General features: G+C 64.1%; 24 protein-coding genes. 11 read left to right on the forward strand and 13 right to left on the reverse strand.

All coding sequences use genetic code 11. The features are described from left to right. Positions 1–8: 8 nt before the first annotated feature. Positions 9–2,402, reverse strand: a complete 2,394-nt coding sequence (locus tag AOP74_RS05145) for a transglycosylase domain-containing protein (RefSeq protein ID WP_061961266.1) — start codon at positions 2,400–2,402, stop codon at positions 9–11. A 243-nt stretch (positions 2,403–2,645) separates the two neighbouring features. Between AOP74_RS05145 and AOP74_RS05150 the strand changes: the two genes are divergently transcribed. Both AOP74_RS05150 and AOP74_RS05155 read left to right on the forward strand, forming a co-directional pair. Next, the gene (locus tag AOP74_RS05150) at positions 2,646–3,239 is read left to right on the forward strand and encodes a PadR family transcriptional regulator (protein WP_061961267.1); all 594 of its coding nucleotides are present in this window, start codon (positions 2,646–2,648) and stop codon (positions 3,237–3,239) included. A 9-nt stretch (positions 3,240–3,248) separates the two neighbouring features. Further along, positions 3,249–4,340 carry an inositol-3-phosphate synthase gene (locus tag AOP74_RS05155; protein ID WP_061961268.1) on the forward strand — a complete coding sequence of 364 codons (1,092 nt, stop codon included), beginning with the start codon at positions 3,249–3,251 and terminating at the stop codon, positions 4,338–4,340. A 117-nt stretch (positions 4,341–4,457) separates the two neighbouring features. Here AOP74_RS05155 and AOP74_RS05160 read toward each other — a convergent pair whose 3' ends face one another. Both AOP74_RS05160 and AOP74_RS05165 read right to left on the reverse strand, forming a co-directional pair. After that, positions 4,458–5,129 (reverse strand): SDR family oxidoreductase, encoded by a 672-nt coding sequence (locus AOP74_RS05160; protein ID WP_061961269.1) that lies wholly within the window; start codon positions 5,127–5,129, stop codon positions 4,458–4,460. Between the two features lie 82 nt (positions 5,130–5,211). Continuing rightward, positions 5,212–5,661, reverse strand: coding sequence for a DUF805 domain-containing protein (locus tag AOP74_RS05165; protein WP_061961270.1), 450 nt, complete (start codon positions 5,659–5,661; stop codon positions 5,212–5,214). A 42-nt stretch (positions 5,662–5,703) separates the two neighbouring features. Here AOP74_RS05165 and AOP74_RS05170 point away from each other — a divergent pair, with 42 nt between their 5' ends. Then, complete coding sequence (locus AOP74_RS05170) at positions 5,704–7,026, forward strand: MFS transporter (RefSeq protein ID WP_061961271.1); 1,323 nt, start codon at positions 5,704–5,706, stop codon at positions 7,024–7,026. Positions 7,027–7,060: 34 nt separating this feature from the next. Here AOP74_RS05170 and AOP74_RS05175 read toward each other — a convergent pair whose 3' ends face one another. Together AOP74_RS05175 and AOP74_RS05180 are read right to left on the reverse strand one after the other, a co-directional pair. Next, entirely contained in the window at positions 7,061–7,981 is a 921-nt protein-coding gene (locus tag AOP74_RS05175) for a putative endonuclease domain-containing protein (protein ID WP_061961272.1), read from the reverse strand. Between the two features lie 149 nt (positions 7,982–8,130). Next, complete coding sequence (locus AOP74_RS05180; RefSeq protein ID WP_236683724.1) at positions 8,131–9,585, reverse strand: CCA tRNA nucleotidyltransferase; 1,455 nt, start codon at positions 9,583–9,585, stop codon at positions 8,131–8,133. A gap of 89 nt (positions 9,586–9,674) precedes the next feature. On the opposite strand from AOP74_RS05180, the gene AOP74_RS05185 reads away from it, so the two are divergent. From AOP74_RS05185 to AOP74_RS05215, 7 genes are all read left to right on the forward strand, one after another. After that, on the forward strand, positions 9,675–10,220 hold the full coding sequence (locus AOP74_RS05185; RefSeq protein ID WP_061961273.1) for an NUDIX hydrolase: 546 nt from the start codon (positions 9,675–9,677) through the stop codon (positions 10,218–10,220). Beyond that, positions 10,217–12,361: a DUF6049 family protein gene (locus tag AOP74_RS05190; RefSeq protein ID WP_061961274.1), complete on the forward strand. Its 2,145-nt coding sequence runs from the start codon at positions 10,217–10,219 to the stop codon at positions 12,359–12,361. Before AOP74_RS05185 ends, AOP74_RS05190 begins: the two co-directional genes overlap by 4 nt. Beyond that, positions 12,354–14,045: a murein biosynthesis integral membrane protein MurJ gene (gene murJ / locus AOP74_RS05195; protein WP_082096007.1), complete on the forward strand. Its 1,692-nt coding sequence runs from the start codon at positions 12,354–12,356 to the stop codon at positions 14,043–14,045. Before AOP74_RS05190 ends, murJ begins: the two co-directional genes overlap by 8 nt. A gap of 226 nt (positions 14,046–14,271) precedes the next feature. Continuing rightward, a complete protein-coding gene (locus tag AOP74_RS05200) occupies positions 14,272–15,492 on the forward strand; it encodes a protein kinase family protein (RefSeq protein WP_152649178.1) in 1,221 nt (406 codons plus the stop codon). 58 nt (positions 15,493–15,550) lie between these two features. Next, entirely contained in the window at positions 15,551–16,912 is a 1,362-nt protein-coding gene (gene trxB / locus AOP74_RS05205) for a thioredoxin-disulfide reductase (protein ID WP_082096008.1), read from the forward strand. A gap of 88 nt (positions 16,913–17,000) precedes the next feature. After that, entirely contained in the window at positions 17,001–18,302 is a 1,302-nt protein-coding gene (locus tag AOP74_RS05210; protein ID WP_061961277.1) for an aminotransferase-like domain-containing protein, read from the forward strand. A gap of 14 nt (positions 18,303–18,316) precedes the next feature. Further along, the gene (locus tag AOP74_RS05215; RefSeq protein WP_236683725.1) at positions 18,317–19,270 is read left to right on the forward strand and encodes a D-alanine--D-alanine ligase family protein; all 954 of its coding nucleotides are present in this window, start codon (positions 18,317–18,319) and stop codon (positions 19,268–19,270) included. Between the two features lie 140 nt (positions 19,271–19,410). Here AOP74_RS05215 and AOP74_RS05220 read toward each other — a convergent pair whose 3' ends face one another. From AOP74_RS05220 to rpmH, 8 genes are all read right to left on the reverse strand, one after another. After that, entirely contained in the window at positions 19,411–20,415 is a 1,005-nt protein-coding gene (locus AOP74_RS05220; protein WP_061961279.1) for a ParB/RepB/Spo0J family partition protein, read from the reverse strand. Next, positions 20,412–21,377, reverse strand: a complete 966-nt coding sequence (locus AOP74_RS05225) for a ParA family protein (protein WP_369345492.1) — start codon at positions 21,375–21,377, stop codon at positions 20,412–20,414. The genes AOP74_RS05220 and AOP74_RS05225 overlap by 4 nt, the downstream gene beginning before the upstream one ends. A gap of 847 nt (positions 21,378–22,224) precedes the next feature. Further along, positions 22,225–22,896, reverse strand: a complete 672-nt coding sequence (gene rsmG / locus AOP74_RS05230; RefSeq protein WP_061961280.1) for a 16S rRNA (guanine(527)-N(7))-methyltransferase RsmG — start codon at positions 22,894–22,896, stop codon at positions 22,225–22,227. A gap of 70 nt (positions 22,897–22,966) precedes the next feature. Continuing rightward, complete coding sequence (locus AOP74_RS05235; RefSeq protein ID WP_061961281.1) at positions 22,967–23,455, reverse strand: Jag family protein; 489 nt, start codon at positions 23,453–23,455, stop codon at positions 22,967–22,969. Next, on the reverse strand, positions 23,448–24,491 hold the full coding sequence (gene yidC / locus AOP74_RS05240; protein ID WP_082096009.1) for a membrane protein insertase YidC: 1,044 nt from the start codon (positions 24,489–24,491) through the stop codon (positions 23,448–23,450). Before yidC ends, AOP74_RS05235 begins: the two co-directional genes overlap by 8 nt. A gap of 15 nt (positions 24,492–24,506) precedes the next feature. Continuing rightward, positions 24,507–24,827, reverse strand: coding sequence for a membrane protein insertion efficiency factor YidD (yidD, locus tag AOP74_RS12040; protein ID WP_082096010.1), 321 nt, complete (start codon positions 24,825–24,827; stop codon positions 24,507–24,509). Then, positions 24,824–25,171: a ribonuclease P protein component gene (rnpA, locus tag AOP74_RS12425; protein ID WP_082096011.1), complete on the reverse strand. Its 348-nt coding sequence runs from the start codon at positions 25,169–25,171 to the stop codon at positions 24,824–24,826. Before rnpA ends, yidD begins: the two co-directional genes overlap by 4 nt. Position 25,172: 1 nt before the next feature. Then, a complete protein-coding gene (gene rpmH, locus AOP74_RS05250) occupies positions 25,173–25,310 on the reverse strand; it encodes a 50S ribosomal protein L34 (protein ID WP_061961283.1) in 138 nt (45 codons plus the stop codon). A 236-nt stretch (positions 25,311–25,546) separates the two neighbouring features. On the opposite strand from rpmH, the gene dnaA reads away from it, so the two are divergent. After that, positions 25,547–26,947 carry a chromosomal replication initiator protein DnaA gene (gene dnaA, locus AOP74_RS05255; RefSeq protein ID WP_061961284.1) on the forward strand — a complete coding sequence of 467 codons (1,401 nt, stop codon included), beginning with the start codon at positions 25,547–25,549 and terminating at the stop codon, positions 26,945–26,947. Positions 26,948–26,988: the final 41 nt, after the last annotated feature.

Raw genomic sequence — 26,988 nt, forward strand, 5'->3', positions numbered from 1 at the left:
GGCAGGCCCTACGGCGCCGCGCTCGCCGAGGGGGCTGGTGACGGGTTGGCGCCGGCGTTGTTGCCTCCGCCACCGCCACCGGAGTTGCCGCTATCGACGCTGGGGGACGGAGAGGGTTGCGGTGGGTCCGGGGTGTCGGTCGGAACCGGGTCCGGGGTGTCCGTCGGGACGGGGTCCGGCTCAGGCGGCTCCGTTGTTTCCGTCTCGGTCGGCGTGGGCGTCGGAGTCGGGGACGGAGTCACCGAGGGGCTCGGCGAAGTGGTCGGTGAGTGAGTGACGGCCGTTCCTACGTTTGCGCGGTCCGGGAATTCCTCGACCGGGTAGTCCTCGAGGATGTCTTCCATCATCCAGGTCCAGATCGACGCTGGGACGCTTCCACCGGTGATCTCGCTGTAGCCACCGAAGGGTGTGATCTGCTCCGTGGAGCCGTCCTCACCCACCTGGTACATATTCACCGCGCCCACAATCTGCGGGGCGAAGGCGACGAACCATGCGGAGCGGTTGTCGTTCGAGGTTCCGGTCTTGCCGGCCAGTGGACGACCGAGCTCCCGGGCCGTGATGCCGGAACCACCCTGAACGACCTGCTGCATCGCGTAGGTGGTGTCTGCCATCACGTCCTCTTCGAAGACCCGCTCTGGCTCAGGCTCGCGCTCATAGGCGACCTCGCCCTCGCGGTCCGTCAAGGACGCGACCAAGTAGGGCTCGGTACTGAGGCCGCCGGTAGCGAATGTCGCGTAGGCCGATGCCATGTCGATGGCGTGCGGCGATGCGGTTCCGAGGACGTTCGACGCGTTGGCCTCGAGGCCCAGGGTGTCCTCGGGAAGTCCGGCGCGGATCGCGGTATCCATGACAACCTCGGGGCCGATGTCCTGCGAGAGGCCCACATAGGCGGTGTTGATCGAGTCCTGAGTCGCCTGCACGAGGTCGACCCAGCCGTAGCTCACGCCACCGAAGTTGCGGACCGGGTCGTCGAACCCTGGGAATTCCATCTCGTTGTCGCCCAGGTACTGCGAGCTGAGTGCGATTCCGCGCTCGAGCCCGCCGACCAGGGCGAACGGCTTGAACGTCGACCCCGCCTGGGCGACGTCCTGCGTGACGGCGTTGCGCTGGCGCTCGAGGTAGTCCGAGCCGCCGTACAACGAGGTGATGGCGCCGGTGTCGGCTTCCACGGTGACAACTCCCACCTGGAGGTTGTCGGCGTGGTCGTCGGGCATTTCACCCACGGCATCCTCCGCCGCCTGCTGGTGGTCCGGGTTGATCGTGGTGATGATCGAGTAGCCCTGGGACTCCACTTCGTCACGGCCGATGCCCGTGTCGGCTTCAACCTCATCCAGCGCGGCCTGGAGGATGTAGCCCTGGGTGCCGCCGAAGGTGTCCTCGTTCGAGGGGTCGATGGGCTCAGGGAATTCCGTGATGTCGTCGCGCTCGGATTGCGTGAGGTATTCCGTGTCGACCATGCCGGAGAGCACGTAGTTCCAACGCTCTTCTGCCTTGTCGTGGTCCACGGCCGGGTCCCACGCGCTGGGCGCGGGAACGATGCCGGCGAGCATGGCGGCCTCTTCGATCGTGAGGTCAGCGGCGTGCTTGTCGTAGAACTCGCGGGAAGCGGCGTCAATGCCGTAGGCACCGCGGCCCAGGTAGATCGTGTTCATGTAGTTCTCAAGGACCTCGTCCTTGGACTGCTGGGAATCGATCTTGAGCGCGAGGAGCGTCTCCTTGATCTTGCCCGGGATCGACGTCGTGGTCTCGCCCACGTAGTAGCGCTCTACGTACTGCTGCGTGATTGACGAGCCACCGCGCGGGTTGTCATTCACCACGGTGTCCCACAGCGCGGACAGCATTCCGGGGATGTTGATGCCGGAGTTCGTGTAGAAGGTGCGGTCCTCGGCGGCCACGAAGGCCTGCGGCACGTAGTCCGGGAGATCCTCGATGGCGACCGATTCGCGGTCGGCGACGCCCAGGCGCGCCATCTCTGTCTCACCATCCGCGTAGTAGAAGACGGACGCTTCCGCCTGCGCGAAGTCATCGGGCTCAGGGATTTCGAGGCGCGCGTACACGATGATCAGCGCAACGATGCCGACAATCGTGACCGCAAGGATCGCGATGAGGAGCCACAGAAGGATGCGCTTGATCCAGCCCTTCCAGCCCAGCGGACCCTTCTCGTCATCCGAGCCGCCCGCACCGCCGTCGCCGCCCTTGCCGCCACCTGAGGCCGCCGGCTTGCCGGCTCCGGCACCGCCAGACTTGGTGGTGGCTTGCACGCCAGTGGCGCCCCATGGAGGCAGGCCGTTGGCCGGCTTGCCGTTTGAGGTGCGCTGCACCCCTGTGGTCGCGCGCTTCGGCTGCGCGCCGGTAGGCACGCGCGTCGAGGTGCGCTTCGGTGTGTTCGGACTGTCGGTCACAGTGTCAACCCTAAGAAATCGGTGTCGCGGATACGGCATCTGCGGTGCCGTGTCTGGTTCACACGGACTCCCGCCATGCCTGACCTAACGCGCGAGCAGGCGGAAATGTCGCCAAGACACCACATTCACTCAGTATAGGGACGCGTTTACTCGATGTATCGCGCCGATACAACGAACTGCTATGGTGGGAAGCCCGTCTCCACTGAGAGGCGAACTCGCGCGTGCACGGACCCAGGAGGGCTCATGGCTAAGACCGACGTCTTGTCATTGGCGATCCTTGGCATGCTCGCTGAGCAGCCCCTGCACGGGTACCAAATTCGCAAGCGACTGGCCAGCGAGCTGGGTCCGTTCCGCGCACTGAGCTACGGCTCCTTGTACCCGTGCCTCAAGCGCATGCTCACTGCGGACCTCATCGCGGCCGACGAGGCTGAGGGTGAGGCAGTCCGCGCCGGAAGCTCAAAGCGCTCGCGCATCGCCTACCGCCTCACCGAGTCTGGCCACCAGCGCCTGGCGGACGAGCTCGCATCGTCCACCGCCTCCGCGTGGGACGACGAGGCGTTTGATGTCCGCTTTTCGCTCTTCGGCAAGACGGATTCCGCCACGCGGTTGCGCATCCTCGAAGGACGCCGCACCCGCCTCGCAGAGCGCCTCGAACAAGTCGGAGAGGGTCTGGCACGCCAGCGCGATCGCCACGATGCCTATACCGCCGAGCTCCAACGCCACGGCCTCGAACGCGTTGAGCGCGAGGTCGAGTGGCTCGACAAACTCATTGAAAACGAACGGTCCGCACCCCGCGGAACCGGCAACCACACCGCTTCCGCGGGAGACAACAACTAAGGAGAAATCATGGCTTCACTTCGCGTTGCCATTGTTGGCGTAGGAAACTGCGCCACGTCGCTCATTCAGGGCGTGGAGTTCTACAAGAACACTCCGGCCGACGAGACCGTGCCGGGACTCATGCACGTCCAGTTCGGCGACTACCACATCTCGGACATCGAGTTCGTGGCAGCGTTCGACGTCGACTCGCTCAAGGTCGGCAAGGAACTCGTCGAGGCCACCGAGGCTTCCGAGAACAACACCATCAAGATCTGCGATGTCCCCAAGACGGACATCCAGGTGCAGCGCGGCGTGACGCTTGACGGTCTGGGCAAGTACTACAGGGAGACCATCGTCGAATCCGACGAGACCCCCGCAGACATCGTGCAGGTCCTCAAGGACACCGAGGCCGACGTCCTGGTCTGCTACCTCCCCGTGGGCTCCGAAGAGGCCGCCAAGTACTACGCGCAGGCAGCCATCGACGCGGGCGTCGCATTCGTGAACGCCCTGCCCGTCTTCATCGCTTCCGACCCCGTCTGGGCCAAGAAGTTCGAGGACGCAGGCCTCCCCATCGTCGGTGACGACATCAAGTCGCAGGTCGGCGCGACGATCACGCACCGCGTCATGGCCAAGCTGTTCGAGCAGCGCGGCGTGGTCCTGGACCGCACCTACCAGCTCAACGTCGGCGGCAACATGGACTTCAAGAACATGCTTGAGCGCGAGCGTCTCGAGTCCAAGAAGATCTCCAAGACCCAGGCTGTCACCTCCAACCTTGAAGGCCCCCTCAAGGGCATCAAGGATGGCCGCGACGTGCACATCGGCCCGTCCGACTACGTCGCATGGCTCGACGACCGCAAGTGGGCCTACGTCCGCCTCGAAGGTCGCGCGTTCGGCGAGGTTCCCCTGAACCTGGAGTACAAGCTCGAGGTGTGGGACTCACCCAACTCGGCCGGCATCATCATCGACGCCATCCGTGCCGCAAAGATCGCCAAGGACCGCGGCGTCGGTGGCCCGATCCTGTCGGCGTCGACCTACTTCATGAAGTCCCCGCCTGTCCAGATGGAGGACACACAGGGTCGCGCACAGCTCGAGGCGTTCATCGCCGGCGAGCTGGAGCGCTAAGTCCCCGGAGCGCTCAGCGCAACAAAGCCCGGGCCGCCGGTGTGGTGGCGGCCCGGGCTTTGTCATGCCTGCACCAAGAGGGCCGATGCTGGCTCAAGTTGAGGCGTGGGGCGCGGCTTAGACCTCGGCAGCAGCTTGCAGACCCCGCAGGACGGGTGTGCTTCCTTCGACTAGCTCCCACTGCTTGCCGACCGTGAAGTCCTGGTCGAGGCAATCTGCGACGACATGCGCAACGTCCGCGCGCGACACCGTCGAGCGATCCACCTCGGGGGCGAGGGTGACGAGCCCCGTGGGCGCATCGTCAGTCAAGCCGCCGGGACGGATGATGGTCCAGTCAAGGTCCGAGTCGCGCAGTGCGGAATCGGCGTCGCGCTTGGCGTCGACGTAGGCCTTCCATACGGGCTCGACGTCATCGGGCACCGGATTGTCCACGCCGATCGCGGAGATCTGGACAAACCGCTTCACGCCGGCGGCCTTGGCGCCAGCGATGGACTTGAGCGATCCTTCGAGATCAACGCTGCGCTTGCGGTCGATGTCGCCGTCGGGGCCACCGCCAGCGGCGAACACCACGGCGTCACAGTCGGTGAAGGCCTTGGCGAAGTCCTCTTCGGTGGATTTTTCGATATCGAGCCGGATGGGCACGGTACCCATACCCGCGAGGGTGATGAGTTGGTCTTCCTTGCGCGCAAGCGGCACCACGGTGCGGTCGCGTCCCACAAGGATCGGGATGAGCTGTTGGGCGATCTTTCCGTGGCCGCCAACAATGGCAATGCGCTGAGGTGTGGTCATCTCTCCACACTGTCAAGGATTCGCCGCGAGCGCACACCCGTTCACGGAGCGTGAACTTCCCTGGCCCGCGGGAATACGGGTCCTACGACACCGCCGCCCGGGGATCGGGGCCGTGGTCGTTCTCGCCAGCCTCGCCTTCGAAGACGCACATGATGAGCGGCACAATGCCTAATCCGATGACGTAGAGCCACAGCCACGCGGCGCTCAGACCTACGTCGTGGAGGCGGCGAGATGTCGCTGCAAGGGTGGGGAACAACAGTCCCAGGAACACCGCGGCCATGAGCGCAAGGCCCAGGTAGAACGGCAGCCAGTTGATGTCGCCGGTCGCCCCCGCGGGCAGAGTGCCGTCGGGGGCCATCTGCTCCACGAGCGGAACGAAGGCCGAGGACATGATGAAGACCCCAATGAACATCACGGGGATCACGAACAGTTGCACCGCGAAGAAGAACCACCAGAACTCGCTGCGGCGCGCACGCCCGGAAAAGTCGCCGTACTTGCGCAGGCACACTGCGATTGCGTCACCCAAACCCATGGGCCCCATTGTCGCAGGCGCGTGACCCCCTAGGCTTGCGCCATGTCTCTTGTCAGCGACGTGCGTCGCTTGTGGCACCTGTCTGGGTTCCGTCGCCTCACCTACGCACGGTTGCTTTCGCAAGGCGGCGACGGCATGTTCCAGGTGGGCATCGCCGCGGCCTTCTTCTTTGACCCCACCAACGCCACGTCTCCTGAGTCGATTGCGGCAGGCTTCGCGGTCCTCCTGGCGCCGTTCACGATTGTCGGCCCATTCGTGGGCCCCCTCATTGACCGGTGGCAGCGCCAACGCATCCTGCTCGTTGGAAACCTTGTCCGGCTGGCCCTGGTCGTGGGGATCTGCGTCGCCCTCATCGCCAACTGGCCGCTGTGGTCGCTGTATGTACTCGCGCTGCTCGCGCTATCGGTGAACCGCTTCCTGCTCGCCGCCATGACGGCCGGTCTCCCGCGCATCGTCCCTCGCGACGACCTGCTCGCGGCCAACTCCGTGCTGCCCACCCTGGGAACCATTGCGGCGGCGGTTGGCGGCGCGGTCGGCGGCATCGTCACGTTCTTCGTCCCCAACGCGTCCGATGCAGGACTGGCGTTCACCGCGCTGGCGGCCTCTGCCGTCGCCTTCGGACTCGCCTCGTGGGCGGCGACGCTCATCGGGCGGACGGACCTCGGCCCTGAGAATCCGCTCGAGCGCCTCGATCTTGGCAAGCAGGTCAAGGCCCTCACGCGCGAGCTCGCAGACGGTGTCCGCTACCTCTATCAGCGACGTACGCCGTTTCACGCGCTGGGCGTCATGTCCGCGCAGCGCCTGCTTTACGGCATGTTGTTTGTGTCATCGATCTTGATTTCGCGCCACGCACTCGGCGACCCTGATCATCCCGAGCAAGCGCTGGGCGCTTTCACGATCGTGGTCGCGTTCGCGGCAGTCGGCTTTGGTCTTGCTGCCGTGCTGACGCCGACCATCGGCGCGCGCATGGAGCGGCAGACGTGGATCCTGTTGTGTCTCGGGATTGGCGCCGGCGCGCAGCTGATTCTCGTGATCTCCTCGGAGCCATGGGCGCTGCTGAGCTCGGCCGTCATTGTGAGCTTCGCTGTTCAGGGCGCCAAGATTGCGGTCGACACGATCGTCCAGCGCGACACCGAGGATGAGATGCGTGGGCGTGCTTTCACGCTGTACGACATGGCCTTCAACGTCGCCTTCATTTCGAGCGCGGTGATTGCGGGTCTGACGCTGCCGGATACGGGCTACTCACGCACCGCGATGGCGGTCGTGATGGTGATGTACGTGGTGGTGGGTCTGATCTACGCCCGCGCCCCGCGCGTGCCAGCGCCAGCAACCACACCAACCCCCGCCCAGCCCCCTCCAAACTAGGCACGTCATGTACACGGAAGGCGCGCATCGTCCCTCACGAGGCAACTGATGCCCACTTCCGCCGCATCCCCATCGTTCCCAGCGCAACATCCCGGCACCACTCGGGCCGCTGCATGACATCCGCGTAGCCGAACCGCACGGTCATGATCCCGACCGTTGCCAATGCCGCATCGCGCCGAATGTCCTTCATCCGCTGAGGCGCGCGGTCGTGAAACGCGGCTCCATCGAACTCAAACGCTGTGCGCGTAGCGGGGTCGTATGCGTCGAGCCGGTACAAGTCGCCCATGATGCGAACCCGGTGCTGGCGCACCACGCCCTCAAACTCCGCGCCCACCAAGACGCGCGCACCGCCCTGTTCCTCGAGAAAGCTCTCCACTCCGTCCGCCGCCCAGTCGCACCGCTTGAGAAGCGACGCCCGGCCACGCACACGAGGCATCCGCTCAAGGTGCTGTCGCACCGCATGGGCATCAATCCGGTTGGTGCGTGCCAAGGAGTAGAACAACTCCGCGCGGCCGCGCTCGGGCGCGTAGCCGTAGGCGTGAATGAGCGCGAGGGCGGGGTCGACTTCCGGAGTTCCATCCGGACGTTCCTGTATGACCGGGGGCCGGTAGGTCGAACTCGTGACGCGCAGCCACCAGGGAGTTGGCCGGTGGCGCCAATGCGGGACGAGCACGTGGACAGTCTCCGGCGGCTCTGGCAACACACCCGCGTCGAAGAGTGCGCCCGTCCCCGTGACCGCACACCCCGCCGGACCCCACCGAGCGGCGGCGTGCGATCGAGTCCGCCATGAGTCCGCGTGCAGGCGGGCGGCGTAGCGATTGGGCAGAATCCGGGCGATGTCGCCGCGCTTGACGGCCGCCTCAATCCCGCCGCGGCTCGCGTGGGCCATGAGCTGGGCCAGCGTGAATGACTCCGGGATTGCTTCGAGTCGGTCAAGCAAGTGTGTGAGTGCCATACCCGCAGGTGTAGTCAGCGCCCTCTGCCACCACTAAGCGCCCGTCCGGTTCTGTGGACAGCGCGCTCTCAACGCCACCTAGGGGAGAACGCTTGCGCATGACGTGCCTCGTGAGGCACGGAAACAGCTCCGGCGTGCGCATGAGCTGCCTAGTTTTGTTGGGTGGCCCACCAGGTGCGGAGTTCCTCGAGCGCACGCTCTTCGCCAAGCGGCCCGTGCTCCATCCGGAGTTCGAGCAGGTGCTTGTACGCCATGCCGATCTCGCGTCCAGGCCCAATTCCGAGCGCCTCCATGATCTGGTTGCCGTCCAGATCGGGGCGGATGGAGTCGATCTCTTCCTTTTCGCGCAGTTCCGCGATGCGCGCTTCCAGATCGTCATAGGCGAACGACAGGCGATCGGCCTTGCGGCGGTTGCGAGTCGTGACATCCGCGCGGGTGAGCCGGTGCAGGCGTTCCAACTGGTCCCCGGCGTCGGTGACGTAGCGGCGCACGGCTGAGTCGGACCAACGTGCGTCGGCGTAGCCGTGGAAGCGCAGGTGGAGTTCGACGAGGTGGGAGACGGCCCTGATGGTGTCCTTGTCGAACCGCAACGCCTTCATGCGCTTGCGCGTCATCTTTGCGCCCACGACCTCGTGGTGATGGAAGCTCACTCCACCACCGGGCTCAAGACGGCGGGTGGGCGGCTTGCCGATGTCGTGCAGCAAAGCGGCAAGACGCAGCGTGAGGTCGGGTCCCGGGACGGGGCCGTCGGGGCCGGTCTCGAGATCGATCGCCTGCTCGACCACCGTGAGGGTGTGCTCGTAGACATCCTTGTGGTGGTGATGCTCGTCGACCTCAAGCTTGAGGGCGGGGAGTTCGGGCAGGACCTGCTCCGCAAGCCCGGCGTCCACGAGGGCGCCCAGTCCCGCGCGGGGGCTTGCGCCCAGCATCAGTTTGCACAGCTCGTCCCGGACACGTTCGGCGGACACAATCGAGATACGGTCGGCCAACCGAGACATTGCCGCGAACGTTCCCGGCTCAATCTCAAACTCCAGTTGGGACGCGAAGCGCGCCGCACGCATCATCCGCAGCGGGTCATCCGCAAAGGACATGTCCGCCTCGATGGGCGTACGTAGCAGGCCGCCGGCCAGGTCCTCGAGCCCTCCGTGGAGGTCGACGAACTCCTTGGACGGCAAGCGAACGGCCATCGCGTTGATCGTGAAGTCGCGCCGGGCAAGGTCGCCGTCGAGGCTGTCGCCAAAGGCCACGACCGGCTTGCGGGTCTCACCGTCGTATTCGTCGGCGCGGAAGGTCGTGATTTCGACGATCAGATCGTCCCGCCGGCCACCGATCGTGCCGAAGTCGCGCCCCACGTCCCAGGTCGCGCGTGTCCAGGTTCGCAGCACACGTTCCGTCTCATCGGGGCGCGCTGAGGTCGCGAAATCGAGATCGGAACTCGACCGCCCCAGGAAGGCATCCCGGACAGGTCCGCCGACCAGGGCGAACTCGTGACCGGCGGCGTCAAACCGCTCAGCAAGGTCGAGGATCTCGGGTGGCAATGCCTCCCACAGTGCGTGGGCGCGCTGACGGAGCACGTCGTATGGGGGCACGGCAGGCGAGTTCACGTTGTCTATGGTCCCAGATCCGTTGGCGAGGTGGCGCTCGGTCCGCGCGGATGCCACCGGTACCCGGGCGCGCTCGTTAGAGTTGGCGCATGCCCCGTCCGCCCGTCCCGCGACCCATCCCGGCGCCGCCGCCACCTGGTGGTGCGTCTTTGCGGCAGCGCAGGGACAGCGCGGCGCAGCGGGCTTCGCATTTGCCGGTTTCGAACGAGACCTCGGCCGGCGGGATTGTGGTTCGCGTCACAGACGGTGAGGCTTTCGTGGCCTGCATTGGGCGCCGCAATCGGGCAGGACGCCTCGAATGGTGCTTGCCTAAGGGCCACATCGAAGGCGAAGAGACCCCGCAAGAGGCCGCGATCCGTGAGGTTGCCGAGGAGACCGGCATCGACGCGGAGATCATCCAGCCCATCGGGGTCATTGACTATTGGTTCACGGGCGACGACCGGCGCGTGCACAAGGTGGTCCACCACTATCTTCTCGAAGCCAAGGGCGGGATCATCACGACGGAGAACGACCCCGATCAGGAGGCGGAGGTCGCCGAGTGGATCTCGGTGACCGAATTGCGACAGCGGCTGGCCTACCCCAATGAGCGCAAGATGGCCCAGGCCGCCATCGAATTGCTCACCGCGCAGTCGTGAACGCACGCATCTTTGGCGCCGCCATCGTGGTCGCGGCGCTGACGGGAGCCGCCACGCCCGCCATTGCCGCCGTGGACGCCCCCGAGGGGTACGCCACCGCAATCCAGACCCCCACGCTCCTGCGCGTTCCGGCGGACGTCGACGGCCTCGTGACCTCGGTGACGTCCGCAACCGCCCAGATCGATGAGGACACCGCACTCGAGGTGACGGCGTCCCTCAACAACACCACGGCATCGGCCATGGACGAGGTCGTGCTCGACATCGCCCTCACGACCGAGCCGCTGACGTCGAGCTCCGCGCTTGCCGACTTCCTCGAGACCCCAGAAGACTTTGAGTCCGAGTCGGTGGTTGAGGCCCCAGTTCCCGCGGACCCGGCCGATGCTGGCGAGGGTGAGTCTGAAGCAGACAGTTCGGAGGTGGCTGGCGACGCTGGCGACAGTTCCGGCGAGAGCGACCAAGCCGCCGCGGACGACGAGGAACCTGTCGAGGTGGGCGTCACCCTTGAGGCGGGACGCCAGCAGCTGTTGACCGCGACCACGGACGACCTGTCGCTGGGCGACGCCGGCGTGTACGGGATGACGGTGTCGGCACGCGTGGGCGACAACGTCGCGCAGATCGATGCCCTCCCTGTGACGTGGACCGCCGGCGTGGATGCTGAACTTGATCTGTCCGTGCTGGTCGAGGCGGACGGTACCGCGCCTGCCGTCGCCCAGATTCTCGGGGCTGCAGCGGATCCGCGCGTCGCCGTGGCGGCAGACCCCAGCCTGATCACCAACGCCAACGTTCTTGACGGCCAGCTCTTGGAACGCGAAGTCTTCTGGCTACCTGCCGGAGATCCCGACATCGCCTCACTCGCTCACGCGGATGATCCGCGTCTGCTCGAGTTTGCCGTGAGCCGCGCCCCGTCGGCATCGCTCGCCTCCTCGATTGACGCCGCGTGGATCGCTCCGCTTGCTGTGTTCGACGAGTCGTCCGTGGCCATGGCGAGCAACACCGGCGCAGTGGCCGTCATGGCGGACGAGGGCGCTGTCGGCCTCGACGAGGCACTCGACGCAATCGATGGCAATCCCGTTGTCACTGTCGGCGGCGAGACCCCTGTGCCCGCGCTGATGGCGGACGAGGCACTCACTGAGGCGTTCGCGACGTACCGGCCGGGCACGCCCGCGCACTGGAGCAGGATCGTTGCCGAGACCTTGCTCGCCGCCGATGCGGGTCAGGAACGCGCACTCATTGCCCCAGGTGACTCGTGGCTCCGCACAGCAGAAACAGCGGACCTCATCACGGCAATGTTTGACCTCCCGTGGGTAAACCCCGCATCGGTGGCATCGCTGGCCGAGGCAGATGCGCCCGTGGTTGACCTGGAATCGACCTTGGACACCGAGGCCGATCTGGACACGCATCGCGTCTTGTCGCTCGGCGATCAACTTGTGCCGTTACAAGAACTCGCCGCCGCAACGTCGGAGCCCACCGCGGCCTACGAATCTTGGGCCGCGGGCCTTGTGCACGGCGTGGCGACGATTGGACGAAGTGGGCCCTCGGGTCGCGACATTGCTTACGCGAACGCCCTGCAGGACTCGCAAGACGTACTGAGCTCCCTCACGATCGCGTCGGGCTCCGATCTGAACCTGTTGGCGCAGGACGGCGACGTCCCCATCACCGTCGAGAACGACCTTGACTGGGACGCGACCGTGACTGTGCGTGTGCACTCCAACTCTCCCAACCTCGTGGTCGAGGCGGCACCCACCGTCGAAGTTCCGGCGAACGAAACTCAGGCCAGCCTGGTTCCCGTGTCCGCGGTGTCCTCGGCGAACGTGGTGCTCACGGCAGAACTCATCACACCAGACGGAGTCGTGGTGGGCGAGCCCCAGACCTACTCCGTGCGCGTGCGCGCTGACTGGGGCACTGCCGCCACGCTGGTGTTCACCGGACTGTTGGTGCTACTGCTCATCGCGGGCGTGATTCGCACCATCCGCCGCGGGCGCAAGGACACCCGGACCGATGCTGTGGTGATCCCGGGTTCAGACGCTCCCGCGGCCGCGGTCGACGAAACAGACGAATCCGACCAGCCAGCCGAGCCCAACGAGGAACGCGAACGCGGAGACACCCGCGACGTGGACGGCACGAACGGCCGAGATGACTAATCCCGCCGCGGCCGACATGCCGCCTCCACGCAAGTCGCTGAGCCGCAACACGCTCGTCATGGCGGCGGGAACCGGCACCTCCCGGGCACTGGGACTGGTCCGCAACGCACTCCTGGTGGGCGCGCTGGGCGCAACCACGGTGGCCGCCAACGCCTACGACATCGCCAACCGGCTTCCCAATGTCATGTTCGCGATCCTCGCCGCAGGCGTCCTCAACGCCGTGCTCGTGCCGCAATTGGTTAAGGCGTTCGGCCGGCCAGGCGGCAAGCGCACGGTGGACCGCATCCTCACCATTGGCGGTGTTCTGTCGCTCGGCGTGACGCTCGTGGCCACTCTCACCGCGCAGGTGTGGGTGATGCTGTACACGAGCGATTGGCCGCCGGAGATGGTCGCCCTCGCCACCGCGTTCTCGTTCTGGTGCATCCCGCAACTCTTCTTCTACTGCCTGTACACACTGCTGGGCGAGGTCCTCAACTCGCGCGAACAGTACGGGCCGTTCATGTGGGCCCCCGCCGTCAACAACGTTGTTGCCATCAGCGGACTGTTGATCTACTTGGGCGTCTACGGATCCGCCGTGGTTCCGGAATCACCGGCTGCGGACCTCGCTTCGATCAGCGACTGGACGCCGGAGCGGATCGCGCTCCTCGCGGGCTTTGCAACCTTGGGAGTCGCGACACAGGCGCTGGTCCTGATCTATCCCATGATCAAGGGCGGTTATCGCTGGCGCTGGCAGTGGCGCGGGCCCAAGGGCGAGCTGGCTGTGGTCGGCACCATTGCCAAGTGGGCGTTGCTGGCTGTGCTGGTGGAGCAGGTCGCCGTCACGATCGTCACGCGCGTGGCCTCGGAAGCGGGCATCGCTGCAGTGGAGGCGGGCACCGGCCCTGTGGCCGGAAACGCGGCGTACTTCTATGCCCTGTCGCTGTACCTCGTGCCCCACTCGCTCATCACTGTCTCGCTCATCACCGCGATGTACACCGGCATGGCGCGCCACGCCGCCAACGGTAACTTCCGGGCGCTGCGGTCGGGGACCTCGCGCGCTCTGCGCCTGACAGGTATCTTCACGATCTTCGCCACTGTGGCGATGGTCGTGGTCGCACCGCTCCTGGTCCGCATCGCGCTGCCCTCGGCCACCTCACAAGAGGTGACCTCGATCGCGGAAGTCATGACCGCGATGTTGTTTGGGTTGGTCCCCCTGGGCGCAACCGTGCTGATCAAGCGGCTGTACTTCGCGCTTGAAGACGCGCGGTCCATCTTCATCATGCACATTCCCATGGCCGTGGTGTGGGTCGCGACGGCCTACGCGTTTCAAGCGCTCACCGATCCGCGTTGGTGGACCGTTGGAGTCGGACTAGGGATGGCGTTATCTAACTGGACCGGCGTGCTCTTGCGCGCCGGCGGTCTCCGCACCCGCTTAGGCGGCGGGGGTGGCGCGACTGTCTTGCGTACGCACGTCCGGGCGCTCGTGGCCGCGCTCGTGGCGGGTGCGATCGGGTGGGGGCTGCTGCGTTTCACTCCGTCAGCGGACACGCTCTCGGGATGGTCCGGCGTAATCACAGCTGGCGTCCTTGTCGTGGTGTCGGGGCTAGTCATGTTGCTCGTGTACGCCGGCATGCTCAAGGCGATGCGCGTCGCTGAACTCGATGAGGCGGTGACTCCCATCCTGAGGCGCCTGGGTAGCAAGTAACTGACCAAGAGCGCAATATGATGGGACTCGCTCACGCACGCAATTCAAGGGGGTGCCTTCTGTGGAAGCAGGCACGACGCTCGGACGTCGGTTCACACTGGTGTGCCGCGATGAGCGCGCCCCCGTTGGGCTTGAGCGTTGGGTCGCTGACGACACTCGCCTAGCCCAGAGAGTTACCGTCGACGTAGTTCGCGGCGACGCCGCCACAGCGGTTCGCCAAGGTGCCGTGAAGGCTGCGCAGGTGCGCGACGCACGGTTCGCACGGATCATTTCCACGGGTCGTCACTCAGGTGACGATGGCGCCTCCACGTACATCGTCTCCGAGCGGCCGCGCGGTGTGCGCGGCGACCAGCTACTCGGCGCCTCCGAGGGCGACCCAGAGGTGGTCGGCGCGCTGGTCGGCGACGCAGCGCGTGCTCTCGAAGCCATCCGGGCGCTGGGTGTTTCACACGGCGCGCTGAACGCCTCGTCGTTGGTGGTTTCTCCAGCGGGACGAGTCATCATCGTGGGGCTCGGCGTGGAGGGTCCGCTGGCTGTCCAGGACGGTCACATTGAAGCGGTTACGCCTGAGGCCGATGCTGCGGCACTGTCGGAGATGTACCTCACCGGGGTGACTGGTCGTCCGGCCAAGGAGGCAACCGCGGCGGACATTCCGCTGTCGCTGGGCACCGGGACCACGGCGCTCGCACACGCGGTAGTCGCCGGCGATGCCCCCGCGCGCCTGTCCCAGATCACGACGGCCATTGGGCCGTCACAGCCGCGCGCACTTCGCCGTGCCAGCGCACGCGCGACGACCCCGCCGTCCTCTGACACCGCCGCAACCCCAGTATCGGCCGCCTCCACCGCCACCGTCCCAACTCCAGCGAGCGTTGAGGAGGCTGGCGGCGATCTCGCGCCAGCATCGGCCCCCGTCGTTCAAGAGAACCCGCCGGAGCTTGTAAGCGCCGACCAGATTTCTGTCTCCCCCCTGACTGCCGTCGCCGCGGCGCAGGCGGCGGACAAGGCGATTGCGCACGCACGCCTCGTGGGCACAGCCCAACCACTGGCGATCCCCGTTCCTGAACCTGACCGGCCGCCGGACCCAAAGCTCGAGCCGCTGCGCGCGTGGGACACCATCGTGGAGGCCCAAAACGCAAAGCCGGCGCCATCGTTCGTCGAGTCAGTGTTGGGGGGCCTCAGGAAGCTCGCGCCCAAGAACGAAGCGCTCCAATCCGCGCACGTGAAGGCGCACGCACGCGCTCACCGCACCGCACCCCTGAACGTAGGTCCGCTACTGCTTGCGCTCACGATTCTCGCCGTCATCATCGTGGTGGTCGTGTCGTGGGAAGAGGTCCTGTCGCCCTTCCAACCGGACTTTGACCTCAACAACAACCCCCAGAACTCTTACCCCACGTATACCTACTCGCCGGAGCCGTATCCCACGGCATCGCCGTCTCCGTCCGAGTAGTTCACGTGGCCGCCGTCTTGGTGCGGGAAGATTCCGCGTCTAACATCTGTTACCGAGCATGTCGCATCAGCGACCGCCCCACACCGTCTGTGAAGGAAGTACCGTGACCGACACTCGCAACATCATCATCGTGGGCTCAGGCCCTGCCGGCTACACCGCCGCGATCTACGCCGCACGTGCGGGCCTTGATCCGCTGGTGATCGCTGGCTCGGTCACCGCCGGCGGCGCGCTCATGAACACCACCGAGGTCGAGAACTTCCCCGGCTTCGTCGACGGTATTCAGGGCCCCGAGCTCATGGAGACCCTCCAGGGCCAGGCCGAGCGCTTTGGTGCCCAGATCGAGTTCGATGACGTCACCGAGATGTCCCTCGAAGGCGACGTCAAGACCGTCAAGACCGGCCTGGGCAAGACCTACGAGGGCAAGGCCGTGATTCTCGCGACCGGCTCCGCCTACCGCGAGCTCGGACTGGACGACGAGAAGCGTCTGTCCGGCAAGGGCGTCTCCTGGTGCGCGACGTGCGACGGCTTCTTCTTCCGCGACCAGGAGGTTGTGGTCATCGGTGGTGGCGACTCCGCGATGGAGGAGGCAACGTTCCTCACCCGTTTCGCCTCGAAGGTGACGGTCATCCACCGTCGGGACGAGCTCCGTGCCTCGAAGATCATGGCTGACCGCGCCAAGAACGACCCCAAGATCGAGTTTGTGTGGAACGCCGAGGTCACCGGCCTTGAAGGTGACGACAAGCTTTCCGGCGTGGGAGTGCGTGACCGCATCTCCGGTGAAGAGTCAACCATTCCCGCGACAGGCATGTTCGTCGCGATTGGCCACATTCCGCGTTCGGAGCTGCTGACCGGCGTCGTTAACACCGACGAAGAGGGTTACGTGCAGGTCCAGGGCCGCACCACCGCGACCAACGTCGAGGGCGTGTTCGCATGTGGCGACCTGGTCGACAACCGTTACCGCCAGGCGATTACGGCCGCGGGCTCGGGTTGCTCAGCAGCGTTGGACGCTCAGCACTACCTTGACGGTCTGGCCGATGCTGAGGCCAGCGACGCGGTCACGACCGCCCCTGTCGAGGAGCCTGCGGGCGCCGCGCCCACCGCTCCCGTGGCTGCGACCGAAGACTCCTTCCAGGACGAGGTCATCAAGTCCGACATTCCCGTCGTGGTGGACTTCTGGGCGGAGTGGTGCGGTCCCTGCCGTGCTGTCGCCCCCGTGCTGGACGAGCTCGCCGCTGAGTACGCGGGTCGCGTCAAGGTCGTAAAGGTCGACACCGACGCCAACCCCAACATTGCGATGGCCTACGGCGTCACGTCGATTCCGACGATGACCTTCTTCAAGGGTGGCGAAGTCACCAAGTCCGTCGTCGGCGCGAAGCCCAAGCCTGCCCTGACTGAGCTGTTCGACGAGGCCCTCGCCTAAGTCCCCGAGCAAAAAGCGACCAAGCCGGGGCCATCTGGCCCCGGCTTTTCGCGTCTATGTAGCGCTGACACATGAAAGACTGACGCCCATGAGTTCATCCGACCGGCACGGCACCCGACTCGATCCGTGGTTCGACTCCTACGCCGCACGCGCCCACAACATGCGTGCCTCGGAGATTCGCGCCCTGTTCGCGGTCGCCAGCCGTCCCGAGGTCGTCTCGCTCGCGGGTGGAATGCCGTACATCGGCGGTCTGCCATTGGATGAGCTCTCCGAGATGTCGCGCCGGCTCATTCTGGAGCAGGGCGAGATTGCCCTGCAGTACGGCGGCGGCCAGGGTGACGAGGGTCTGCGTGAGCAGATCACTGGCGTCATGGCTCTCGAGGGCATCAATGCGCATCCGGACGATGTTGTGGTCACCACCGGCTCGCAGCAGGCGGTTGATCTCGTTTCCACCGTGTTCTTGGACCCCGGTGACGTTGTTGTCGCCGAGGCACCGTCGTACGTGGGTGCGCTTGGTGTGTTCCGTGCGCATGAAGCAGACGTGGTCCACGTGCCGATGGATGCCGACGGGCTAATCCCCGAGGAACTCGACCGCACGCTTGGCGAATTGGCTGCGGCTGGGCGGCGCGTGAAGTTCGTCTACACGGTGCCCAACTTCCACAACCCCGGAGGCGTGACGCTCATCGAGGAGCGTCGCCCGCGCATCGTGGAAATCTGCAAGCGGCACGGCGTCCTCATTCTCGAGGACAACCCCTATGGGCTGCTGGGCTTTGACCGCGAGCCCCTCCCCGCCATGCGCTCCATGAGTGAAGAGGGCGTGATTTACCTGGGGTCTTTCTCCAAGACCTTCGCTCCTGGTTACCGCGTGGGGTGGGCTGTGGCTCCTCACGCCGTGCGCGAGAAACTCGTGTTGGCGTCTGAAGCGGCGATCTTGTCACCGTCGAATGCTTCACAGCTGGCGATCCGTACCTACCTTGAGAACTTCGACTGGCAGGGCCAGATCAAGAAGTTCCAGGTGCAGTACCGGGAGCGCCGGGACGCCATGATCCAGGCGCTTGAGGAACACCTTCCCGAAGCAACGTGGAATGTGCCCGATGGCGGCTTCTACGTGTGGGTGAAGCTTCCTGAGGGCCTCAATGCCAAGACGATGCTGCCGCGGGCAGTGACCGCCCGAGTCGCGTACGTTTCCGGAACGGCCTTCTATGCGGATGGGCAAGGGGCTGACCACATGCGGCTGTCCTACTGCTATCCGACCCCGGAACGTATTCGCGAAGGCGTCAGGCGCCTCGCTTCGGTGGTCGATGCCGAGATGGAAACCGTCAAGATCTTTGGGGTGTCGGGCGGTGCCGATGGCGACGCCGTCGACTTCCCCTCGCCCGACCTCGCCTAACGATGGGAGAAGCAATGAATGTCCTGGTACTTGCCGGCGGTCTCTCTCACGAGCGTGATGTGTCGATCCGTTCTGGGCGACGCGTTCAGGAGGCGCTCCGCGCCTCCGGTGCGAAGGTGACATTGCAGGATGTTGACTCGGGTTTGATTCCTGCTTTGCAAAAGCTTGGGGATGACGGCGTTGTGTGGCCCATGCTGCACGGTTCCAGCGGCGAAGATGGGTCCCTTCAGGGCCTGCTGGAGCTCCTGGACGTACCGTATGTCGGTACGCGCGCCCACGAGGCCCGCGTCGCGTGGGTTAAGTCCGTCGCCAAGGCCGTACTCGAGCACGAGTCGATCCCAACGCCCGAGTACGTGACTCTCCCCCAGTCGTTGTTCCGCGAGGTCGGCGCCGAGCAGGTGATGGATGCGATTGTCGGGAAACTGGGGCTTCCGCTTGCCGTCAAGCCTGCGCGTGGCGGCTCGGCGCTCGGTGTTTCCATCGTGACCAATCGGGCCGATCTCAACCGAGCACTTGTCCACTGCTTCGCATACGACGTGACGGCGCTGATCGAAAAGGCTGTCAGCGGCACTGAGGTAGCGGTCTCGGTTCTCGGCACAGGAGACGACGCGGTCGCGTTGCCTCCCGTTGAGATTGCCGTTGACGGCCCCTACGACTACGACGCTCGATACAACCCAGGCCGCGTCGAGTACTTTGCCCCCGCACGCCTCAGTGATGACGACATCGCCACCGTTTCGGACGCAGCGGTTGCGGTCCACCGCGAACTGCGCCTCCGAGACCTCTCGCGCGTGGACATCATTCTTGACGAAGACGGCGCTCCCCAGGTGCTTGATATCAACATCACCCCTGGTCTGACAGAGACTTCGCTGTATCCGCAAGCGATCGCCGCCTCCAACGAGAACCTCGCCGAGGTCTACGCGCGCGTCGCCCAGGGCGCACTCAACCGTCATTCAACTCGCGACTCGTAGCCACCGGAGCCGTTCTGTCGCTCGCACCGAAGTGCGTTGCGGCCACGGCTCTGTAGTGCGTGCGGGTATTGGGATCCTTGCCCGTCACAACACCGTGGTGACGGGCACTATCTAAGCTCGTCAGGTCGTCGAGACCGCGCCTACGTGGCGTCAGGCTCCGCGACTCCACCAACGCCTGGGTCCGCTGGGTTGATCTCCTTGACAATCCGGTTGAGATCTTCGACCGTCGCAAACTCGATCGTAATTCGGCCCTTTGCTCGGCCCAACTGAACCTTCACGCGGGTGTCGAATCGATCGCCGAGGCGAGCTCCAAGGTCATCCAGTGCCGGCGTTCGTCCTCCTGCGCGGACAGACCCCTTCTTCTTGGGCTCATCACCGTCGACACCGAGCGCGACGGCTTCCTCTGTGGCGCGCACAGACAAGCCCTCCGCGACAATGCGCTGCGCCAGCCGCTCCATCGCGGCCGGGTCCTCAAGGCCCAAGAGTGCACGGGCGTGTCCTGCGGACAGCACACCTGCGGCGACGCGGCGTTGAACGACAGCTGGTAGTCGGAGCAAGCGCAAAGTGTTGGTGATCTGCGGTCGCGATCGCGAAATGCGCTCGGCCAACTGCTCGTGCGTGATATCGAAATCCTCGAGAAGCTGCTGGTAGGCGGCCGCTTCTTCGAGTGGATTGAGTTGGCTGCGGTGCAGGTTCTCTACCAGCGCGTCACGCAGCATGTCGTTGTCGTCAGTGTCGCGCAGGATGGCCGGAATCAGGTCAAGTCCCGCCTCCTTTGTCGCACGTAGACGACGCTCGCCCATGATCAGCTCGTAACCGCCCTCGGGCTTCACGCGCACGACGATGGGCTGAAGGACACCAATCTCCTTGATCGAGCCCACGAGCTCGGCTAGCGCGTCCTCGTCAAAGACCGCCCGCGGCTGGCGCGGGTTGGGAGTCACCTCATGAGGATCGATCTGGGCGAATCGCGCACCGGGAACTGGGAGAAGTTCTTCCTTTGGCTCCTTCGTGGACGAGGTGAAGAAGACATCGTGAGGGCGCTCGCTCGCGGGCTTAGCGTCAGCGCCCGCGTCCTGTGGTTCCTGGGCCTGTTCCGGGATCAGCGCACCAAGTCCTCGGCCTAGGCCTCGCTTCGTGGGTGTCATCGTGATCCTGCTTCCTGCTGATGGGGTGCTCCCCGCTCAGCGATTTCCTTCGCAACCGCGAGGTACGCGACGGCGCCACTTGAATGAGGGTCGTGAGTGATCACAGTGCGCCCAAAACTGGGTGCCTCCGATACTCGGACTGACCTAGGAATGGTGGTTTCGAGCGTTTGTGATGGGAAGTGCCCCCGGACTTCCCCGGCAACCTCGCGCGCCAAGTTCGTTCGCGCGTCATACATCGTCAGAACGATCGTCGACAGCGTCAGCCCCTTGTTGAGATGCTTGCGGACCATGTCAACGGTCTTGATGAGCTGCGTCAACCCCTCAAGCGCGTAGTACTCGCACTGAATCGGAATCAACACCTCTTGCGCCACGACCATCGCGTTGAGCGTGAGGAGCCCCAGGCTTGGCGGGCAGTCAATGAAGATGTAGTCGAGATTCTTCCCGGGGCCCTCGAGCAGCTCGTGTAGCGCATCGTGCAGCCGGAACTCACGTCGCACCACGGAAACCAGTTCAATATCCGCACCAGCGAGATCAATGGTCGCTGGAATGCACCACAGTGACGGGATGTCTTTGCTCCGTTGTGCAACGCGCGCCATCGGAGTGTCATCCAACAACACGTCATAGATTGAAGGCGTGCCCTCGTGGTGTTCCACGCCGAGCGCGGTCGAGGCATTCCCCTGGGGGTCAGCGTCGATCACGAGCACGTTCGCACCACGCTGAGCCAAAGCCGCGGCAACGTTGACCGACGTCGTGGTCTTCCCTACTCCGCCCTTTTGGTTCGACACCGCGAAGATTCGTGTCGAGGAAGGGATGGGGAACTCGGCGGCTTCAAGGGCGCGCCGCTTGCGCTCCGTCTCAATGAGTTCGTTCGCCAAGGGACTCCCAGCATCGTCGTTGAGGCCAGCAAATGCGTCTCCATCGTCCCCGCCGGGCTGTGATGTCGCGTGAGGGTTGATATCCACGCACTCTCCTGTCAACGCATCGTGGTTTCACGTGAAACCGCAAAGTCTCCCAGCGGCTACATTCCGGGTTCCGACTCTACCGGCTCCCACCGGAGGCCGCGTACGGAACGGGGCCTTGTGGAAGTTGCTTTGTGCAACCCTTTGAACGGGCCCACTGCGATCTACGTGCCTGCACAGCAGTCGCGGCGCTCTGAGGATCCCCTGGCGCTGCGCAGTCCAGCATGGTTCCAGTACCTCGTTGCAGAGCCAGACAGCGCGGACGCCCACTGCAACAGCCCTGTCCCACACGACGAGCCTCGAATTTGGCGTCGACCACCAACAGCACCCCTTCGACAGCACGCCTTCGACGTCTGTTTCACGTGAAACACGGTGAGGCCACCTACGAGTTCCCAGGCAGCTTCGTCTCGGAAGGCGGCGATAGGCGCGGGCAACGCGTCAGTACTGTTCCACGTGAAACACACCGCGCGGACTACCCCACCGCTCCAGCTTCTTGATGCGCGGAGGGCTGCAGACGACTTGCATGCTGGGAAAGGACAGTGGCGGGGTCGGCGGAAACCACAGCCGCGAAGGCGCCTTCCGTAGCGCCACGAAAACCGAGAAGCGCCGCCCAATGCGACGTGCTGTTTCACGTGAAACAGCGTGGCTGTGTACAAGCGCCAACCGCACGGAGCGCTGATCTGCGTTCACCACAGACAACCCCGAACTGGGGATAACTAGTACAGAATGTCCGGTTTTCCCGTTCAGGAGCCTGTGGACAACGCAGTGGATAAATCGGGGGACAACGCCGGTGCCGCAGTCGTACTCGGCTCAGGCCGAAGACGCCCCGGTGGAGCGAAGGCATATCCCGTTAGCGAGAATCGCGCTCAAGCGTCACAACCGTCGTGGGCTCTACGCCCTCGATAGTGGACGCCTCGTGTACCTCGCCCACGAGGTTCGCGCGCCGCAGCACATACTTCGCCCGTTCGAGTTCGTCTGGTGCAGAGCGGCCCTTAAGCAAGGCCATTGACCCGCCGTCGCTCAACAGCGGCAGGCACCACTTCACGAGCTTGTCTATAGATGCCACTGCCCTCGCGGTGATCACATCCGCTTCAACGCTTTCACGGACCTCTTCGGCACGGCCTCGAACAACGACGACGTTGTCGATTCCACATTCTTCAGCCGCGTGGAATAACCACGCAGTCCGACGCTCCATGGGCTCAACGAGTACTACACGGCGCTCGGGCATCATGGCGCCAATCACCAGACCGGGTAGGCCGGCACCGGAACCAACATCGACGATGGTGCCCTCACCTAGGAACGGAACCACCGCTGCAGAGTTGAGGATGTGCCGCTCCCAAACTCGAGTCAACTCTCGAGGACCGATGAGCCCACGCAGTACGCCTTGATCCGCCAACAGTTCGGCGAACGCGCTCACCCGGGGATAAGCATCAGAAAAGTAGTCCTGCAGGAGAGCCGACCCGTTCAATGGGTCATTGACGAGGGTGCGGAGCTCTGGGGGTACTTCATCCTCGGATGCCATGAGAATGCTCTCCTGTCGCTGTTGTCATCGTTTCACGTGAAACTATGAACCATGTTTCACGTGAAACGCCCTAGCCCTCGGCCGGAAGAACCACTACGTGACGGTGCGGGTCTTCACCTTCGGACTCGGATACCAGACCTGCTTCGAGCACCACGTCGTGAACGACCTTACGCTCGAACGCATTCATCGGCTCCAGAGCCTTCTTGACGCCGGACTCACGCACCTCGCCGATCGCGACGCGCGCTTGCTCGGCGAGGCGCTCCCGGCGTCCCGCGCGGAAGTCTGCGATGTCAAGCATGAAGCGGCTGAGCTGCCCCGTGTCCGACTGCACTGCGAGCCGCGCGAGGTCCTGGAGCGCATCAAGCACTTCACCGTCGGGGCCAACCAGACGCTTCAGATCCTGGTTGGGGCCATCAGCCACGATTGCGACCTTGGCACGTCCCGCCTCAACGGAGATATCAATATCGCCGTCCATGTCCAGAATGTCGAGCAGTTCCTCGAGGAAATCGGCGGCGACGTCGCCCTCCGCCTCGAGTGCGGACTTGTCCTGATCAGTCATCGTCATCCTTTTTCTCGCCTTCATCGGCGGAAGTCTTGTCTTGCGAATCCTTGGGCTGTTGGTTCGGGCTAGCGCTCCCCTTCTTGCGCTGTGACCGTGTACCAGACTTCTTGGGTTGTTGACGTTGGCGCGGCTCCGGCGCTTCAATCGTCGTCACGTCTTCGCTGGTGCCCTCAATAACCTGGCCCTTGCGCTTCGCCTTTTCAGCTTGCTTAGCCTTGTACGCCTTCTCTGCTTCCGACCCGGGAGTGGGGTTGCGTTTGATGACGTAGTACTGCTGTCCGAGTGTCCACAGGTTGGTCGTGGTCCAGTAGATCAACACACCAACCGGGAAATTGGGGCCCGTGATGACGAAGATGAAGGGCAGCGCGTACATCAGCACCTTCTGCTGCTGAGCCATGGGGCCTTCGAGCGCAGATGCCGGCATGTTCTTGCGCGTGATCTGGTGCTGTGTGATGAAGGTGGTTGCCACCATCATGATGATCAGAACGATTGAGACGATGATGGCCGCAGGGTCACCATCACCCCAGGTACCGATCAGGCTGTCAGACAGTTTCGCGCCAAAAATGGTCGCGTCGTGAGCCTCTACGGCAAGCTCTTCGGTGAGCATACCGATGGGCTTCGCCTCATCGACGCCCTCAATTCGATAGTTCAACACGCGGAACAGTGCGAAGAAGATGGGGGCCTGCACGAGGATTGGCAAGCACGAGGAGAACGGGTTTGTCTTGTGCTTGGAGTACAGCGCCATCGTCTCACGCTGCATCGCCTCCTTCGAGGCCTGGTCCTTCTTTCCTCGATACTTCGCCTGGATCTCCTTCATCTCCGGCGCCAGCAGCTGCATTGCGCGCTGCGACTTGATCTGCTTCACAAACAGCGGGATCAGCAGAATACGAATCGTGACAACGAGGCCGACGATCGACAATGCCCATGCGGCACCCGAGTCGGAGGGGAGGCCCACGGCAGTGAGCATCCAGTGCCACGCCACCATGATGTTGGCGACGCACCACTCCAGTGGATACATGATCGTGTCAAACATGCGGAAGTGACGTCCTTAGGGTGTCGACAGTGAGACAGCAGTCTCAGTGGAAGTCTCTTGACGGCGGCGGAAAAGCGGAGATCCCTTGGCGGGGACATCGTCAATCCCACCATGACTCCACGGGTTACAACGCAAAATCCGCCACGCAGCCAGCACCGGGCCGATGAGTGCGCCATGAACACGCACTGCATCGAGCCCGTAGTGGGAACACGACGGATAGTACTTGCACCGAGGGCCCAGAATCGGAGAGATCGTCACTTGGTAGAGGCGGATCAATCCCATCAACACCAGTTGCGGCAACGAAAGTATGGCGCTCCACAGCTGTGCAGGCGTCATACGAGCGCCGCCTTGCGTTGACAGGTGTCAAGACCACTCACGACATCCCCACGTAATCCCTGGTAATCGGTGGTTGCCGACCGGGGGAGCGCGCGAACAACGACCGCGGAGCCCGTAGGGAGGGTAGGGAGCACGTCAGCCATGATCGCTCGCAAACGTCGCTTGACGCGGTTGCGGATCACGGCACCTCCTATAGCCCTGGATACAGCGAAACCGGCGATGCTGTTCGCATTGCCGGTTTGCTTAAGGTAAACGACGACGGTGGGCCGGCCGCTCTTGGTGCCCCGGCGCATCACGGACTTAAAGTCCGCTGCCGAGGTCATTCGAGAGGCGGCCGGAAGCACCTTACGCCGAAAGCTTCGCGCGGCCCTTGCGGCGGCGCGTCGCGAGAATCGAGCGTCCGGCGCGGGTGCGCATGCGCAGGCGGAAGCCGTGCGTCTTGGCGCGCTTGCGGTTGTTTGGCTGGTAAGTCCGCTTGCTCACGGGTCACTCCATGCGTAGAAATTTATGTAGTCAAATCAGCGCACTAACGTTACGCGCCTGCGGAGCCAGGGTCAAATTGGCCGCTGCGCATTGGTCGGAGTCGACGAACAAGATAGGCTCCCCCAGACGGGAGCCCACCGCGTGTATCGACACGCCGTGCGTGGGTAACGAATGCGTGACACAGTATCAACCGGCTGTGCACAACAGTGTGGATATCCACACCTGAAGGAGGGCCAATGGCCGGGGATACCGACGCTGAGTCTATGGAAGCGGTCTGGTCGCGTGCGACTCAGCGACTTTTCGCAGATGACAAGCTCACTGCTCAGCACCAATCCTTTATCCGGTTGATCAAACCGCTGGCGATTGTTGAGGACAACGTCTTCCTTGCCGTTGCTGAGGACTTCACCAAGAACTACGTGGAAACCACTCTTCGTGATCCGCTCACGGGAGCACTGTCCGAGGCACTAGGCCGCTCGGTCCGGATCGGTGTCACTGTTGACTCATCTGTGAAGTCTCCGTCGGCGCCGATTGTCAGCGATGATGACGAGCCCATTCGGGAGAGCCGTCCAGAACCTACGCCCCAGCGGGCACAGCCCAAGGTTGAAGACCCCCATCTCAACCCGCGCTACACGTTCGACACTTTCGTGATCGGTTCTTCCAACCGTTTCGCGCACGCAGCTGCTCTAGCAGTCGCTGAGTCTCCTGGTAAAACGTACAACCCGCTCTTCATCTATGGCGACTCCGGCCTCGGAAAGACTCACCTGCTCCACGCAATCGGTCACTACACCCGGCACCTCAAGCCTCAAACGCGCGTCAAGTACGTCAACTCCGAAGAATTCACCAACGACTTCATCAACTCGATCCGTGATGACCGCTCGCTGAGCTTCAAGCGCCAGTACCGCGAGGTCGATGTACTGCTGATCGACGACATTCAGTTCCTGCAGGGCAAGGAACAGACCCTCGAAGAGTTCTTCCACACGTTCAACGCGCTGCACAATGCAGGCAAGCACGTCGTGATCACGTCCGATGTCAGTCCTCGCAACCTTGACGGCATCGAGGAGCGCATGCGCACGAGGTTCGAATGGGGCCTCATGACGGACGTCCAGCCACCAGACCTAGAGACGCGAATTGCCATCCTGCGCAAGAAGGCTGCAGCCGACGATGTCCAAGCACCGCCGGACGTTCTCGAGTACATCGGATCGAACATCACGAGCAATATTCGTGAACTCGAGGGTGCACTCATCCGCGTGACGGCGTTTGCTGCGCTCAACAAGCAGCCCGTGGATCTCTCTCTCGCTCAAGTAGTGCTCAAGGATCTGATCTCGGACGACGACTCTGAGATCACGGCGTCATCCATCATCGGCACCACCGCCGACTACTTCGGCATCTCGATGGAGGAACTCACGGGCACAAGTCGCTCGCGGGTATACGTCACCGCACGTCAGATCGCGATGTACCTCTGCCGTCAGCTCACCGATCTGTCGCTTCCGAAAATTGGCGAACACTTCGGTGGCAAGGACCACACCACGGTGATGTACGCCGTCAAGAAGGTCGAAGACCAGATCGCTCAACGCCGTCAGATGTACAACCAGGTCAACGAGATTCACGCTCGCATCAAGCAACAACAACGCGGTTGAGCGCCTCCACCCATCAGATTTGCCGGGATAGGTGCGTACTA

The sequence above is a fragment of the Demequina flava genome (assembly GCF_000975035.1).
GTDB lineage: Bacteria > Actinomycetota > Actinomycetes > Actinomycetales > Demequinaceae > Demequina > Demequina flava.

What these genes read in the sequence shown, in the direction of transcription:
- AOP74_RS05150 (WP_061961267.1), top strand. Translation starts at nt 2,646, where the DNA reads ATGGCTAAGACCGACGTCTTGTCATTGGCGATCCTTGGCATGCTCGCT.
- AOP74_RS05155 (WP_061961268.1), top strand. Translation starts at nt 3,249, where the DNA reads ATGGCTTCACTTCGCGTTGCCATTGTTGGCGTAGGAAACTGCGCCACG.
- AOP74_RS05160 (WP_061961269.1), bottom strand. Translation starts at nt 5,129, where the DNA reads ATGACCACACCTCAGCGCATTGCCATTGTTGGCGGCCACGGAAAGATC.
- AOP74_RS05165 (WP_061961270.1), bottom strand. Translation starts at nt 5,661, where the DNA reads ATGGGTTTGGGTGACGCAATCGCAGTGTGCCTGCGCAAGTACGGCGAC.
- AOP74_RS05170 (WP_061961271.1), top strand. Translation starts at nt 5,704, where the DNA reads ATGTCTCTTGTCAGCGACGTGCGTCGCTTGTGGCACCTGTCTGGGTTC.
- AOP74_RS05175 (WP_061961272.1), bottom strand. Translation starts at nt 7,981, where the DNA reads ATGGCACTCACACACTTGCTTGACCGACTCGAAGCAATCCCGGAGTCA.
- AOP74_RS05185 (WP_061961273.1), top strand. Translation starts at nt 9,675, where the DNA reads ATGCCCCGTCCGCCCGTCCCGCGACCCATCCCGGCGCCGCCGCCACCT.
- murJ (WP_082096007.1), top strand. Translation starts at nt 12,354, where the DNA reads ATGACTAATCCCGCCGCGGCCGACATGCCGCCTCCACGCAAGTCGCTG.
- trxB (WP_082096008.1), top strand. Translation starts at nt 15,551, where the DNA reads ATGTCGCATCAGCGACCGCCCCACACCGTCTGTGAAGGAAGTACCGTG.
- AOP74_RS05210 (WP_061961277.1), top strand. Translation starts at nt 17,001, where the DNA reads ATGAGTTCATCCGACCGGCACGGCACCCGACTCGATCCGTGGTTCGAC.
- AOP74_RS05215 (WP_236683725.1), top strand. Translation starts at nt 18,317, where the DNA reads ATGAATGTCCTGGTACTTGCCGGCGGTCTCTCTCACGAGCGTGATGTG.
- AOP74_RS05220 (WP_061961279.1), bottom strand. Translation starts at nt 20,415, where the DNA reads ATGACACCCACGAAGCGAGGCCTAGGCCGAGGACTTGGTGCGCTGATC.
- rsmG (WP_061961280.1), bottom strand. Translation starts at nt 22,896, where the DNA reads ATGGCATCCGAGGATGAAGTACCCCCAGAGCTCCGCACCCTCGTCAAT.
- AOP74_RS05235 (WP_061961281.1), bottom strand. Translation starts at nt 23,455, where the DNA reads ATGACTGATCAGGACAAGTCCGCACTCGAGGCGGAGGGCGACGTCGCC.
- yidC (WP_082096009.1), bottom strand. Translation starts at nt 24,491, where the DNA reads ATGTTTGACACGATCATGTATCCACTGGAGTGGTGCGTCGCCAACATC.
- yidD (WP_082096010.1), bottom strand. Translation starts at nt 24,827, where the DNA reads ATGACGCCTGCACAGCTGTGGAGCGCCATACTTTCGTTGCCGCAACTG.
- dnaA (WP_061961284.1), top strand. Translation starts at nt 25,547, where the DNA reads ATGGCCGGGGATACCGACGCTGAGTCTATGGAAGCGGTCTGGTCGCGT.